At 38.7% G+C, this 15376-nt stretch carries 12 protein-coding genes; 9 read left to right on the forward strand and 3 right to left on the reverse strand.

The genetic code is table 11. From position 1 onward, the window contains the following. Window positions 1–2: 2 nt before the first annotated feature. From recF to AC07M3_RS18550, 4 genes are all read left to right on the forward strand, one after another. A complete protein-coding gene (recF, locus tag AC07M3_RS18535) occupies window positions 3–1085 on the forward strand; it encodes a DNA replication/repair protein RecF (RefSeq protein ID WP_494567997.1) in 1083 nt (360 codons plus the stop codon). Between the two features lie 52 nt (window positions 1086–1137). Then, entirely contained in the window at window positions 1138–3606 is a 2469-nt protein-coding gene (gene gyrB / locus AC07M3_RS18540) for a DNA topoisomerase (ATP-hydrolyzing) subunit B (protein ID WP_005037763.1), read from the forward strand. 37 nt (window positions 3607–3643) lie between these two features. Then, complete coding sequence (gene cybC / locus AC07M3_RS18545; protein WP_494567996.1) at window positions 3644–4036, forward strand: cytochrome b562; 393 nt, start codon at window positions 3644–3646, stop codon at window positions 4034–4036. A 126-nt stretch (window positions 4037–4162) separates the two neighbouring features. Continuing rightward, complete coding sequence (locus AC07M3_RS18550; protein WP_494567995.1) at window positions 4163–5089, forward strand: TolB-like translocation protein; 927 nt, start codon at window positions 4163–4165, stop codon at window positions 5087–5089. Window positions 5090–5139: 50 nt separating this feature from the next. Here the strand turns inward: AC07M3_RS18550 and AC07M3_RS18555 are convergent, their stop codons facing one another. Beyond that, the gene (locus AC07M3_RS18555; protein ID WP_494567994.1) at window positions 5140–7068 is read right to left on the reverse strand and encodes an ATP-binding cassette domain-containing protein; all 1929 of its coding nucleotides are present in this window, start codon (window positions 7066–7068) and stop codon (window positions 5140–5142) included. A gap of 253 nt (window positions 7069–7321) precedes the next feature. Between AC07M3_RS18555 and AC07M3_RS18560 the strand changes: the two genes are divergently transcribed. The 4 genes from AC07M3_RS18560 (at window position 7322) to erpA (ending at window position 11404) form a co-directional block, all read left to right on the forward strand. Continuing rightward, window positions 7322–8326, forward strand: coding sequence for a putative solute-binding protein (locus AC07M3_RS18560; protein WP_494567993.1), 1005 nt, complete (start codon window positions 7322–7324; stop codon window positions 8324–8326). Between the two features lie 254 nt (window positions 8327–8580). Next, window positions 8581–9588, forward strand: coding sequence for a putative solute-binding protein (locus tag AC07M3_RS18565; protein ID WP_003656045.1), 1008 nt, complete (start codon window positions 8581–8583; stop codon window positions 9586–9588). 351 nt (window positions 9589–9939) lie between these two features. Further along, window positions 9940–10944: a putative solute-binding protein gene (locus AC07M3_RS18570; RefSeq protein ID WP_311085383.1), complete on the forward strand. Its 1005-nt coding sequence runs from the start codon at window positions 9940–9942 to the stop codon at window positions 10942–10944. Window positions 10945–11068: 124 nt separating this feature from the next. Further along, window positions 11069–11404 carry an iron-sulfur cluster insertion protein ErpA gene (gene erpA / locus AC07M3_RS18575; RefSeq protein WP_003656048.1) on the forward strand — a complete coding sequence of 112 codons (336 nt, stop codon included), beginning with the start codon at window positions 11069–11071 and terminating at the stop codon, window positions 11402–11404. Window positions 11405–11463: 59 nt separating this feature from the next. Here erpA and AC07M3_RS18580 read toward each other — a convergent pair whose 3' ends face one another. Both AC07M3_RS18580 and AC07M3_RS18585 read right to left on the reverse strand, forming a co-directional pair. Beyond that, window positions 11464–12306, reverse strand: a complete 843-nt coding sequence (locus AC07M3_RS18580) for an alpha/beta fold hydrolase (RefSeq protein WP_494567992.1) — start codon at window positions 12304–12306, stop codon at window positions 11464–11466. A 128-nt stretch (window positions 12307–12434) separates the two neighbouring features. Continuing rightward, entirely contained in the window at window positions 12435–13562 is a 1128-nt protein-coding gene (locus AC07M3_RS18585; RefSeq protein WP_494567991.1) for an anhydro-N-acetylmuramic acid kinase, read from the reverse strand. Window positions 13563–13623: 61 nt separating this feature from the next. Here AC07M3_RS18585 and tyrS point away from each other — a divergent pair, with 61 nt between their 5' ends. After that, window positions 13624–14856 carry a tyrosine--tRNA ligase gene (tyrS, locus tag AC07M3_RS18590; RefSeq protein ID WP_017387717.1) on the forward strand — a complete coding sequence of 411 codons (1233 nt, stop codon included), beginning with the start codon at window positions 13624–13626 and terminating at the stop codon, window positions 14854–14856. Window positions 14857–15376: the final 520 nt, after the last annotated feature.

Consider the following 15376-nt stretch of genomic DNA (forward strand, 5'->3'; position numbering starts at 1 on the left):
ATATGCATCTTACGCGCTTAAATATTGAACGTGTGCGTAATTTAAAAAAGGTTGCACTCCAAGGATTGCAACCTTTTAATATATTTTATGGCGCTAATGGTTCAGGAAAAACCTCAATTCTGGAAGCAATTCATTTGCTTGCAACAGGGAGGTCGTTCCGCACTCATATTCCTAAAAATTATATTCAGTATGCTGCTGAAGATGCGATTGTCTTTGCACAGTCTAGTACTGAGAAAATTGGCATGCAAAAGTTGGCCTCTGGTGAGCAGTTGATGAAAGTCAATGGCGACACCGTGGCTACCCAAGGTCAACTTGCTAAATTACTTCCTTTGCAGCATCTTGATCCACAAAGTACAGACATTATTGACCATGGTGCAAAACCACGACGCCAACTTTTAGATTGGCTGATGTTCCACGTGGAACCTGAGTTTTATTTTGCATGGCAATACTACTCGCGTGCATTAAAACAGCGAAATACTCTACTTAAAACCCGACGGAATTTGTCTTTGGCTGATTTAGAGCCTTGGAACAAAATGTTGAGTGATTATGGTGAAGTTTTGCACTCTCAGCGCTTGGGTATTGTGGAACAATGGAATGTCTTTTTTCAAAATGATTTGAGGCAATTACTCCCTGATCTTGAAATTGAACTGGAATACAGTCCAGGTTTTCATACAGAGCAGGGGCTCATGCAAGACCTGCTTAATCAACACCAAAAAGACATCGAACGACGTTATACCGAATATGGTCCACATCGCGCAGATTTGCGCTTAAAAACCCCTTATGGACATGCTGATGTTGTTTTATCAAGAGGTCAGAAAAAACTGCTGATTATTGCCTTAAAACTGTCACAAATTGCAATGTTGCATGCGAGTAATAAGGAAACTGTGGTATTATTAGATGATCTGACAGCAGAATTAGACTTAACCGCACAACAACGTTTAATTGAACGATTAAGCCAACTTGGTAGCCAGGTTTTTATGACAACTTTAGATCATGCATCGGTAAAAAAACATTTACATGATTTGTCTATTTCATATCAATTATTTAATGTTGAATCCGGTCAAGTTAGTCTTGCTTCACCATAATTTTTTGATGTTACCCATCTTTGAATAAACCTATATTTGCTAGGGAGAAACCATGAGTTCAGAGTCTCAATCAGCCTCTCAAACAGAACAAACCAATGAAAAGGCTTATGATTCCTCTAGTATTAAAGTATTACGTGGATTAGATGCAGTTCGTAAACGTCCGGGTATGTATATTGGGGATACAGACGACGGTACCGGTTTACACCATATGGTATTCGAGGTAGTCGATAACGCAATCGATGAAGCTTTAGCTGGGCATTGTGATGAAATTATTGTCACTATTCATGAAGATGAATCAGTGAGTGTTTCTGATAATGGTCGTGGTATTCCAACCGATATTCACCCTGAAGAAGGTGTTTCTGCAGCGGAAGTAATTCTTACCATTCTGCACGCTGGCGGTAAGTTTGATGACAACAGCTATAAGGTTTCAGGTGGTTTACACGGCGTAGGTGTTTCTGTAGTAAATGCACTTTCGAGTAAATTACATTTAATGATTTCTCGTGCTGGTCAAGTGCATGAGCAAGAATATCAACACGGTGATCCGCAATATCCATTACGTGTGATTGGTGAAACGGATAAGAGTGGTACAACAGTACGTTTTTGGCCAAGTGAATTAACATTTACCCAAACCATTTTTAACGTAGAAATTCTAGCACGTCGTTTACGTGAGCTTTCATTCTTAAACGCGGGCGTACGTATTGTATTACGCGATGAACGTATTAACCTTGAACATGTATATGACTACGAAGGTGGATTATCTGAGTTTGTAAAATACATTAACGAAGGTAAAACTCATCTAAATGAGATTTTCCATTTTACTGCGGATACAGATAACGGTATTGGTGTAGAAGTAGCCTTGCAGTGGAATGAAAGTTATCAAGAAAACGTTCGTTGCTTTACCAATAACATTCCTCAAAAAGATGGCGGTAGCCATTTAGCTGGTTTCCGTGCAGCTTTGACGCGTGGTTTAAACCAATATCTTGAAAATGAAAATATTCTCAAGAAAGAAAAAGTCAATGTAACGGGCGACGATGCGCGTGAAGGTTTAACCGCTATTATTTCGGTAAAAGTACCTGATCCAAAATTCTCATCTCAAACCAAAGAAAAACTGGTATCGAGTGAAGTAAAACCTGCTGTTGAGCAAGCAATGAACAAAGAGTTCTCTGCTTACTTACTTGAAAACCCGCAAGCTGCAAAGTCAATTGCTGGTAAGATTATTGATGCTGCACGTGCGCGTGATGCTGCACGTAAAGCGCGTGAAATGACGCGTCGTAAGAGCGCACTTGATATTGCAGGTTTACCAGGGAAATTGGCAGATTGTCAGGAAAAAGATCCAGCACTTTCTGAATTATATCTTGTCGAGGGTGACTCTGCGGGTGGTAGTGCCAAGCAAGGCCGTAACCGTAAAATGCAGGCTATTTTGCCGTTGAAAGGTAAAATCCTGAACGTTGAACGTGCACGCTTTGACAAAATGATTTCTAGTCAGGAAGTGGGTACTTTAATTACTGCTCTCGGCTGTGGTATTGGCCGTGAAGAATATAATCCTGACAAACTACGCTATCATAAAATCATTATCATGACCGATGCCGACGTTGATGGTTCGCATATTCGAACCTTGTTGTTAACGTTCTTCTTCCGTCAAATGCCAGAATTGGTTGAGCGTGGGTATATCTATATTGCACAGCCACCTTTATACAAATTGAAAAAAGGTAAGCAGGAACAATACATCAAAGATAATGATGCATTGGAAAATTATTTAATTTCAAATGCGATTGATGAGCTATCTTTGCATACCAATGCTGAAGCACCATCAATTACAGGTGAAGCACTTGCTAAAGTCATTCAGGATTATCAAGTTTCGCAAAAGAGCTTACAGCGCTTAACGTTACGTTACCCAGCTAGCTTACTAGATGCTTTACTTGAAATAGAGGCATTCAAGAGCGATCAAAACCATGATGAAGCTTATGTACAACAATGGGCTGATCAAGTAAAAGACATCATTACAAGATTACAGCCAAGTTTACGTCCAGAAATTACACTAGAGTCATTTGAGCGTGAAAATGCTCAGGGTGAAAAATCTGCGCATTATTGGCCGCGTATTACTGTATATGTTCATAACCTTCCACATGCATATTTGCTTGATGCAGGTTTATTGAACTCAGCTGAGTATGCTCGTTTGCTGAAAAACTCGAAGAGTTGGTTCAGTTTGCTTGAAGATGGTGCTTATTTACAAAAAGGTGATCGCCGTATTCAAGTGGCTAACTTCCATCAAGTTTGGCAGCATATTTTGCAAGATTCGCGCCGCGGTATGATGATCCAACGCTATAAAGGTCTTGGTGAGATGAATGCTGAGCAGCTTTGGGAAACGACAATGGACCCTGAAAACCGTCATATGTTACAGGTAACCATTGACGATGCGATTGAAGCAGATCGTATGTTCTCTTGCTTAATGGGTGATGATGTGGAACCACGTCGTGCATTCATTGAAGAGAATGCTTTAAATGCTGATATTGATGCTTAATTCATAACACGATTCTAAATCAGTCTAGGGAGAGAAGATGATGGGTCAGAAATTGTTAGCTAGCTTGTTAATCTCATGGGTTTTTTTAGGAAGCTCTGCTGTTTGGGCGGCTGATTTAGAAACGAATATGAAAACTTTAGCTAAGAGTACTAAAGCATTTGCTGAAGCGAAAGATGCTGCTAATGCGAAACAACAGCTTTTTGTAATGCGTGAAGCAGCAGTTTCTTCTAAGCAATATTTGCCGCATAAACTCGAAGGTTTACCTTCAGGAAATGTGCAGGTAAAAGAGTACCAAGCTGGTTTAGATCAGCTTGTTGCTGAGATTGATAAGGTAACTGCATTGGTTGAGCACGGACAGTTAGAGCAAGCAAAAACTGAAGCAATGAATTTAGTCAAAATTCGAAATGAAAATCATAAAAAATTTAGATAATCTTTTTTATGATGATTTAATAAAAGGCTTTGTTTAATTTTAGACAAAGTCTTTTGTTTTATAAGAAAAATAAATTTGTAAACTGCTATTCTCTTGGATACTCATTTATTACAAGAGAATATAATTTTGAAAAACACACAAAAACTTTTATACATTGTAATCTTATTTTTTAATTGCTTATTTCAACTGCATGCTGCCACAGCACCCACTTTTTACGGAAAATTAGTATTTCATCGTTATAGTGATTATGACGCATGGGACAGTAAGCTTTATCTTTATAATTTCACAACGCAGCAAACCACATTACTGGGCGCAAACTGGAAAATTGACCACATGATGAATGGTCATTTTTCCCCAGATGGTAAATGGCTCACTTTTATGGGAGTTAATTCTGGACAGCATTATGGAGATGCATGGGATGTTTATGCTTGGAGAGTTGGGAGCACGGAATTACCAACCAATTTAACCCAAGGGAATAACAAGCGGGATGAAGATCCCAAATTTATAGATAATCAGCGTATTATTTTTAAGCAAAATGGCGATTTAAAAATCGTTAAAATGACTGATCGCACGATTACTTCTGTCACTCAAAATGGTTGGGATATCGAAGAGTCAATGCCTTATCCAATGGTCAATACTACGCAAATCTTATACGCCAAAGGTGCAAGTAGTAATTCTAGAATTTTTAGTATTGATCAGTCGGGTGCATATGATACACAGCTAACCAATATTGCCTCATATTATCCAGTATGGTGGAAGGGAAGCCAGTTTTTATATGTACGCTGGTATAGCTCAACAAATGCTCATGATCAGATCTATGTTTATGATACGGCCACCAAACAAACCACCCGTTTGCCTTTTAATAGTACAGTCGTAAATACATCAGATCCGGCACCTTTAGACCAGCGGTATATGGTGGTTTCTCTAGCGGGGCAGACAGGAAGCCGTGGCGGTTATGATTTATATATTGCAGATAGTTTATCAAGCAATGTTTGGCCTTTGCCAATCAATACCAATTTAAATGAATTAGGGGCTTTTTATACCCCTTATTAATTCATAAAAAAGCCGATTAAGAAATCGGCTTTTTTATTTTGAAAAATAGATTAATCAAAAGAGGCTTCCATCTCTTCTAATTCCATCATAAGTTCTAAAAGCTGTTCTTCATATTGCTCAAGTTTAGCTTTCAGCTCAGTCTGTTCATTCATAAGCTTGAGTAGATCATCCTTACGTGCTGCATCATATAAAGATGTATCTGCTAAAGACTCTTCAATTTTGGCAAGTTGTGGTTGAAGTTTCTCAATTTGAGACTCAATTTTTTCGATATTTTTACGAATAGGTCTGGTTTGTTCACGACGGCGAGCTGCTTCTTTACGCTGTGCTTCTTTATCGACTTTAGTGAGAGTAGGAGCGGCAGAAGAAGAATTATTCTGTGCTACAGCAGTCTGAGCATTGATGAGTTGCTGACGTGCTTCACGTAGCCATTTTGCATAATCCTGTAAATCACCTTCAAACTCGGTACATTTACCACCGTGCACTAAAAGAAGCTCGTCACAAACACTTGCAATGAGTTGACGTTCGTGAGAAACCAATACGACAGCGCCTTCAAAATCTTGTAATGCCATGCTTAGTGCATGACGCATATCAAGATCTAAATGGTTCGTCGGTTCATCCAGAATCAAAACATTTGGACGCTGCCATACAATCAGTGCGAGGGCCAAACGAGCGCGCTCTCCACCAGAAAAGGTTTCACATGGCGTATCCATGCGTTCACCACTAAAGCCAAAACTACCTAAAAAAGAACGTAAGGTCGCTTCACTAATTTGTTTACCTGCTAAACGGGCAATTTGTAACATTGGAGTAGCATGGCCATCTAAAGCATCCATTTGGTGCTGTGCAAAGTAACCAATATTAAGTAACTCTGATGCCTTGCGTTCACCAGCTAAGAGCGGTAAATCACCCACTAAGGTCTTAATTAAGGTCGATTTACCTGCGCCGTTCATACCAAGTAAACCAATACGAGAGGTTGGTGTAATTTGTAATCTGATTTTTTCGGCGATTTGTTTATCGCCATAACCAATGCTGGCATTGTCTAAAGTCAGTAACGGCGAACTCATTTTGGTTGGTTCACGGAAACTAAAAGTAAAAGGTGTATCAATATGGGCTGGAGCGAGCTCTTGCATGCGCTCAAGTTGTTTAATTCGACTTTGTGCCTGACGAGCTTTAGTCGCTTTTGCTTTAAAACGGTCAATAAATTTTTGTAGGTGAGCACGTGTTTCTTGTTGCTTCTCAAAAGCTTGTTGCTGCTGAGCAAGACGTTCACTACGCGTGGTTTCAAATGTAGAGTAATTTCCGGTGTAAAGGGTGAGCTCCTGATTTTCAATATGCAGAATATGATCTGTAATCGCATCTAAAAAGTCGCGGTCATGCGAAATTAAAATGAGTGTACCTTCATAGGCCTTAAGCCAATCTTCTAACCACAAAATTGCATCTAAGTCTAAGTGGTTGGTTGGTTCATCCAGTAATAATAAATCTGAACGGCTCATTAGGGTACGCGCCAAATTTAAACGCATACGCCATCCACCTGAGAAACTCTCAACGTTTAAACGCAATTGATTTTCTAGAAAACCAAGACCAGCCATAAGCTGAGCTGCTTTAGATGGTGCTGAATAACCATGAATTTCATCAAAGCGGCCATGCAATTTAGCCAATTCGAAGTCACTCAGTTGATCTGGTTGAGCAAGCTTATTTTGAATATCCCAAAACTCTTCATCACCTGAGAGAACAAAATCAATTGCAGGCATGTCTAGTGCTTTTATTTCTTGCGCCATATGCGCCACGATCCAGCCTGAAGGACGAGTAAGTGAACCTTCATCTGCACCTAAGCTACCTAGTAACGCTGCAAATAATGTTGATTTACCTGCACCATTGACCCCAGTCAGACCAATTTTCCAACCTGGGTGTAATTGCATAGACGCTTTTTGAAATAGAATACGTCCACCGCGGCGTAAAGAAACTTGGTCAAATTGAATCATCTTATTGTATCGAGGTGAGTGAGGAATGCCGTATTTTAAAGAGAACTGCCGATGAAAACAAAACTTTCCGGATTTTAGTTAGAAGTGGACAACAATTGTATACATCGAAATATTCTAGGTTCAGCTATTCATCCGAAATGTCGTCAATATTGAACAAGATAGAACACTTTTTAAAAAAAATGACTAAAATAAAAACAGTTTAAAGTTTGGTTGATTAATGAGCTACTAATAAAACTAGACTAGGGAAAGTCAAATGAAAAAAAGATTGGGGATAATTAGTGCAGTATTTTGCTGCGCTATGGGAACAGCACATGCGGGACAAAATGTGTGTGTATTTGATTTATTAGGGAAGTCAGGTGAATCTTATAAATTGATGGAAGAGTGGGCGCTTGCAGCAAAAGACTGGCAAGCTGATATCACCTTAATTCCATTTCAAGATGAAGCTCTGGTGGACCGTAGACTTCGTGAAGGCAAATGTGATGCTGCTTATATGACCTCCATGCGGGCACGAAACTATAATAAATTTGCAGGTTCTATCGATGCGATTGGTGGGGTAACCAGTAATGCTATTGCGCAAAAAGCGATTAGCTACGTTTTAGATAAACGCAATAAACATCGCATGGTGACTGCTCAGAATGGAACGAATTACGAGGTTGTCGGTATTGTTCAGATTGGTCTGGCATATTTATTTGTAAGAGACAAAAATCTGAATTCCATTGAAAAAGTTCGCGGTAAAAAATTCGCTATTTTGCATTATGACCTTGCTCAAAAAATTATGGTAGAAAGTGTGGGGGCGCAGCCTATTCCTTCTGAAATTAATGATTTTGTGAAAAAGTTTAATAGTGGACAAGTCGATGCAATTGCTGCGCCTGCTTATGCTTATAAACCACTTGAGATTGGCAAAGGTATAGGCACTAAAGGGGCCATGTTTAATTTTCCAGTGGTGAATGTTACTGGAGATTTAATTGCGAGAACTGATAAGTTCCCTACAGATTTTGGCATAAAATCCCGTGATTGGTTTATACAAAAATTACCTCAAAACTTTGCCATGATAAAGCGGTTGGAAATGGGCGTACCATCAAAAATTAGAATGAACTTTTCAGCAGACGATAAAACCAAATATCAAAAACTTTTGCGAGAGGGACGTCTCAACTTAACTAAACAGGGTGTATATGATACGACCATGATGAGTGTACTTAAGCGTGCTCGCTGTACAGTTGAACGCACAAATTTTGAATGTACGCTTAATGGAGAGTAGATTATTTTTTCATCACAAAAACCCTACATATATTTCCATACTGAATATGGGTATGAAAATTGTGAATATAAAAAGTAACTTACGGAAACTTAGTGATTTTTACTACTAATAAATAATTTAAATTGAACAAACAATGGTTCAATCAGATAAAAAAATTGAGTAAATGCTCTATTTTTTTCTAAAAAACATGATTAATATCTGTCTTTGAAAGGAAACTTCAAACAAAAAATCTGTTCCGTGGAAGGATGAAGAAAATGAAAAAAATCGTACTTGCTATGGCTGCCGCTTCTGTTGTTGGTTTTTCTGCTTCAGCGCAAGCAGCGAGTACCGTGTGTGTATTCGACCTCTTAGGAAAAGCAGGCGACTCATATAAAATGATGGAAGAATGGGCTCTAGCTGCAAAAGGCTGGGGTACTGAAATTAACTTAGTACCTCGTCAGGACGAGGCTGTTGCTGATAATGATTTTAAAGCGGGCAAATGTGATGCTGTAGCAATGACAGCAATGCGTGCACGCCAATATAACAAATTCGCAGGATCTATCGACTCACTTGGCGGTGTTCCAAACAACCAAATCGCTCAACGTGCAATTACTTATGTGTTAGATGCGCGTAATGCAGCAAAAATGACCACCAATATGGGCGGTAAAAAATACGAAGTTGCTGGTATTTCTCCGTTAGGTTCAGCGTTCATTTTCGTACGTGACAAAAACATCAACTCTGTTGAAAAAGCTGCGGGTAAAAAATTCGCTGTATTAGGTTATGACGATGCACAAAAAATTATGGTGCAGCGTGTAGGCGCTCAAGCAGTTCTTTCTGATATTTCAAACTTTGCTGCGAAATTTAATAATGGCCAAGTAGATATGGTAGGTGCGCCTGCTTATGCTTACAAACCATTAGAATTAAATAAAGGTTTGGGTGCAAACGGTGTAATGTGGAACTTCCCTGTATTACACGTTACAGCTGATCTAGTATTACGTTCTGATAAATTCCCAGCTGGTTTTGGTCAAAAATCTCGTGACTGGTTTGTTAAACAGTTGCCTAAGAACTTTGCAATGATCAACCGTTTAGAAGCTCAGATTCCTGGCAAATACAAAATGAATTTAAGTGCAGAAGACAAACTTAAATATCAAAAAATGTTGCGTGATGGCCGTATGGATTTAACTAAACGCGGTGTTTACGATGCAGGAATGATGTCTGTATTGAAAAAAGCGCGTTGTTCTGTAGACAAGGCTAACTTTGAATGTTCAATGCCTGGTGAATAATCTTAATTTTTCTCAGAAAGCCTAGACTTAGTTCTAGGCTTTTTGTTTTGTATATGCTGTCAATTCTGCCATTGTGGATAACTAGAAAGACGTTAAGCTAAATTTAGATAAAAACTTCATAAGGAAACATGAAGGTATAAAAATGGATCAAGGACTTCTGTGATTAAAATAATTGCTAATAGATAGACGACTATCTATTTTTGATGGAAATAAAATCATAAAAGCAAAATGGATCCGTAAAAATATCTTCAACATGATTTTTTATATGAAGCCTATCCGACTCATACCATTTCGGTGTGAAATTTCTTGGTATCGAAAAACAAAAAACTCCACAAGGAAAGGAAAAAGAATATGCAATTTTCCAAAATGCTATTACTTGCGATGGGACTGACCACAGTTTCTTTTGCAGCTCAGGCTAAACAAACAGTATGTGTTTTTGACTTCGTTGGTAAAAATGGTGATGTCTATGCGCTGATGAAGGATTATCAACTTGCCGCTAAAACCTGGGGAGCTGATATCGAACTGAAAGTAAACCAGAATGAAGCCGTTATTGCCGAAGATTTTAAAGCAGGCAAATGCGATGGCATCAGTGTGTCAGGCATGCGTGGTCGTCAATTTAACTCGTTTACAGGGTCATTAGACGCAATTGGTGCTATTCCTGACCTCAAGCTTGCCGTAAAAGTGATGCAAGGTTTGGCGAGTCCGACTTTTAGTAAATATATGGTTAACGGCCGCTATGAGGTTGTAGGTGTTATTCCAGTAGGAGATGCCTATCTTTTAGTAAATGATCGCAGCATCAATACAGTAGCGAAAGCTGCAGGTAAAAAAATTGCAGTTCTTGACTATGATGAAGCGCAAAAAATTATGGTTCAGCAGGTAGGTGCGCAGGCTGTTAGTGCCGATATAACAAATTTCGGTGCTAAATTTAATAACCATCAGGTAGACATTATTGGTGCTCCAGCGGCAGCATTTAAACCTTTAGAACTACAAAAAGGTTTAGGAACAAAAGGGGCGATCGTGAACTATCCAATCTTACAGGTGACAGGAAATATTATTATCCGTCCTGATAAGTTCCCAGCAGGTTTTGGTCAGAAATCTAGAGAGTGGGTTTCGGGTCAGTTACCACGTGCCTTTACCATTTTAGGTAAAATGAAAGCTGATATTCCACAAAAATACTGGATGGATGTTCCACCAGCAGATAAACCGGGTTACCAAAAGCTCATGCGTGAGTCACGAATCAGCCTTACACAACGTGGTGTATATGATAAACGTATGATGAAACTATTATGGCAATTCCGCTGTAAGCAAGATGCTAAAAACTTCGAATGTGGCTTACAAGACGAGAATTACAAATAATCTTGATAAAAATACTCAAGATTCGCTTTAAACTTCGAAGACAGACCCTATATTGATTATGCTATACTCAATATAGGGTCTTTTTTATTTTGAAAGGCACAGCAAAATCCGAGGAACAATCATCATGAATGCCCAAGCTCTAGTTTTGACAGATAATGCTGCCAATAAGGTACGCCAACTCCGTGATAGTGAAGGGAATGACGATCTCATGTTACGTGTATATGTAACGGGAGGCGGGTGTTCAGGGTTTTCATATGGCTTTAATTTTGCTGAAAGTGTAAATGAAGATGATGCAGAATTTGTTAATGGCGATGTAAAAATGCTTGTTGATTCACTCAGCTATCAGTATTTAATTGGCTCAGTGGTTGATTATGTAGAAGGCCTTGAAGGTTCACGTTTTATCATTCAAAACCCGAATGCAACAACAACATGTGGTTGTGGTTCTTCATTCTCGATTTAAAAAGAATTTTAAAATTTAAAAACCTCTCTATTTTGAGAGGTTTTTTATTGATCAGATTATTACTTTTCACGGATAGATTCTAAAAAGTATTGCACAAGTTCAGGTGCATTCTGATACGGAATCCAATGCGAAGCATCCATAAAAACTGCACGATAACTATTTTTAAAATAACTTGAGTTTAACTTGGCACTTTTTTCTGTAACGGCAATATCATGTTTACCCCAAATAAAAAGAGTAGGAACATCTATTGCTTTAAACGGATTTTGAGGCTTGTCCCAAAAAAAGCCACGATACCAATTTAACGCCGTACCTAATCTATTTTCCTTTATAAACTCAGTCTCGAATGTTTTAATTTGCTGCTCGGTCATGCCAGATGACTGAAGAAATTTACGACCTAATTTAGGCATCTTTTTAAATAGAACTTCAGGAAGAAGAGGCAGCTGAAAAATTGCAAAATAATAAGATTTAAAAAGTTGTTTGCTGCTTAAGCAGGCTTTTAAAAAAGCAGCTTGATGTGGTACAGAAACTAAAGTGAGATGTTGAATATATTGTGGATACTTCATTGCAACGCCCGAAGCGATTGCCGATCCCCAGTCGTGCCCTATTAAATAGACTGGTTGACCGAGTTGGTTAATAAAAATTGCCACGTCTTCTACCAGTTCACTCAATGAATATTGAAATCGGCTTTGAGGTCTAGCATTTAAGCTATAGCCCCGTTGATGAATTGCAAGTGTTCTAAATTGATGCTGATGCAATAATTCCGAGGTTTGCTCCCAACTATGAGCAGTTTCTGGAAAACCATGCAATAAAACAACAAGTGGGCCATCAATAGGGCCTGAATCAATCACATCGAATGTCCAGTCGCCACGCGTGTACTGATGGATACGTTTGGTCAGATCCATGATGACAGTGCCTCAAATTATTTTTGTTGGCACTTATCATGAGTTTTTATACTGATTTAAATAACAGCATTTCGGGTCAGTAAATGTGTTATGAGGTCGAATCTGACCAATCAAATTGATATGTAGCTTTATACGGCCGTGATCGTACCTAGAATTCTGAAATCCGAAGCACCTGTTACCGCTGGTAAATTACCACTTAAACCGTTTACAAAACGCATTGCTAACCATGCAAATGCTGTAGCCTCGACCCAAGTAGGGGAGAGTCCTAAAACATCTGTAGGTTGAACAGACCAATTGTGCTTACGTAAACGCCAGCGTAATTGTTCTAATAAATAAGAGTTATAAGCACCACCACCACAAACATATACTTCACCTGTTTCCATCTCTGAGCGATAAATCGCCTTTTGAATAGCACGCACAGTGAGTTTTAATAAGGTGGCTTGGACGTTTTCAGGTGTGTCTTCTAACTCATCATAAGTTAAATCATTTCGCCAATCGATTAACTGATCATCTAACCAGTCAATATTGAAATCTTCACGTCCTGTACTTTTCGGTGGTTCTTTAGAAAAATATTCATGCGCATGAAGGCGATCGAGTAAAGAGCGGATAGGGTGCCCATAAGCTGCCCAATCACCATTTTCATCATATGGATGACCAGTATGACGATGACACCACGCATCCATCAAAATATTTGCAGGACCTGTATCAAAACCAAATACGCCGTCTGCATTGTTGGCAGGCAGCATACTTACATTAGCAATACCACCCAAATTTAAAATCACACGATGGATACTTGCATGTTGAAATAAGGCTTGATGGAAAGCTGGAACTAATGGTGCACCTTGACCACCTGCTGCCATATCTCTACGACGAAAATCTGAAACAACTGGAATTTGAGTGATTTCGGTAATGATATTGGGATCGCCAATTTGTAGCGTAAACCCATGTTCTGGACGGTGACGAATTGTCTGCCCATGCGAACCAATCGCTTTAATTTGACTACGATCTAATTGATGTTTTTCAATGAGAGTATTAATCCCGTGACCAATCATTTGGGCCAGAGCAACATCAGCTTTACCCATGCGGTCAATTTCATTGTCATCAGGTAAAGTTAATGCCATAAGCTCATCACGTAACTCGGGTTCAAATGGAACTGTAAGAGTGGCATGAAGCTGTAGTGGCTCAAATGAAGCCGCAACAATATCCAAACCATCCATACTAGTGCCAGTCATTACGCCGATATAGATTGCGCTCATATGCAACTTCCCCTGCAAGACGCTGAAAAAATGTTAGTATATCGCACAAATTGAATAACTGATGTGTTTAGGTTTTGTGATGTCAAATTTCTTGCCCGCCGAAGAACAGCTTGCCCTCATCCAACGAGGCACGCACGAAATTATTTCAGAAGAAGATTTACTGAAAAAGCTCAAAGAGAACCGTCCCCTTAAAATTAAAGCTGGTTTTGACCCTACAGCACCAGATTTACATTTAGGACATACTGTTCTTATTAATAAATTAAAAACGTTCCAAGATTTGGGTCATGAAGTGACCTTCTTGATTGGTGACTATACTGCCATGATTGGTGACCCAACTGGTAAAAGTGCAACTCGTCCGCCGTTGTCACGCGAACAAGTAGAAGCCAATGCCAAAACTTATCAAGAACAAGTTTTCAAAATATTAGATCCGAATAAGACCAAAGTACGTTTTAACTCAGAATGGTTTAATCAAAAGTCTGCTGCTGACCTTATTCAGTTAGCAAGTCAGCAAACTGTATCGCGTATGTTAGAGCGTGATGACTTTACTAAGCGTTATAGCAACCATCAGCCAATTGCAATCCATGAGTTTTTATATCCTTTAGTTCAAGGCTATGACTCAATTGCACTTGAAGCTGACGTAGAATTAGGCGGTACAGACCAGACTTTTAACCTTCTCATGGGTCGTACTTTACAAAGTCGTTATGGTCAAGAATCACAAGTGTGTATCACTGTTCCGATTCTAGAAGGTTTAGATGGCGTAAATAAAATGTCTAAATCTTTAGGTAACTATATTGGTGTATTTGATACACCAGGGGCAATGTACCAAAAAGTTTTATCAATGCCTGATTCTTTAATTGAACGCTATTTCGATTTACTCAGCTTTAAATCTCTAGATGAAATCAAAACTTTATTAGATGAAATTGCTGCTGGTCGTAATCCGCAAGAAGTAAAACGTATTCTTGCACTTGAATTAGTTGAACGTTTCCATGATGCAGAAGCTGCAGCTAATGCACATAAAAGTGCTGGTAACCTTATTACAGAAGGTGAAGTACCCGAAGACACACCAGAAGTGACTATTTCACGTGGTGAGTTTGGTGGAGAAATCTTTATTGCTACGATTCTACGTTTAGCTGGCCTAAATCCGAATGCAGCAGCTGCAAAAGATGCTGTAGCTCGCGGAGCAGTAAAAGTTGACTGGAATGCTGTTGATGCAAGTTTCTCTGTAAAAGAAAACGGTACTTTCATTATTCAGTCAGGTAAGAAAGCAATTGCTCGTGTAACGTTCACTGACTAAGAAAGTTGTGTAGTGATAAAAAGCAGGAGTAATCCTGCTTTTTTTATTTTAGGATCATAAAAACAATTCAGTGTTCCACGTGGAACAATCTAAAGATCAGTAATTCAGTAATAATAAAAGAAGTAAATTAAAAATAAGAAGAAATATAGAGTGGGGTAGAGTATTTGCTCTATTATTTCTTTGGAATCTTTGGAATCTTTGGAATCTTTGGAATCTTTGGAATCTTTGGAATCTTTGGAATCTTTGGAATCTTTGGATTAGAAGAAGCTATATATGCCTCTAAGCTCTTATAGAAGACATATAAAACTCACGATAACCTACATTTCTGAATATAAGAATTAAGAAAAAGCAGTAAAAATGCCTAAAAAAAAGGCATATATATCACTTTTTTCGTAAAATAGTAGAAAAAAACGGCACTCAATAGAAAAAGGCTGAAATACCCCTTGCCAAGAGAATTTAATGGTCTATAATGCACATCCATCGGCGGTGATGCAGATAGAAACTTGTTGAAAAACAGTTA

The sequence above is a fragment of the Acinetobacter sp. GW821-FHT09D10 genome, assembly GCF_059416285.1.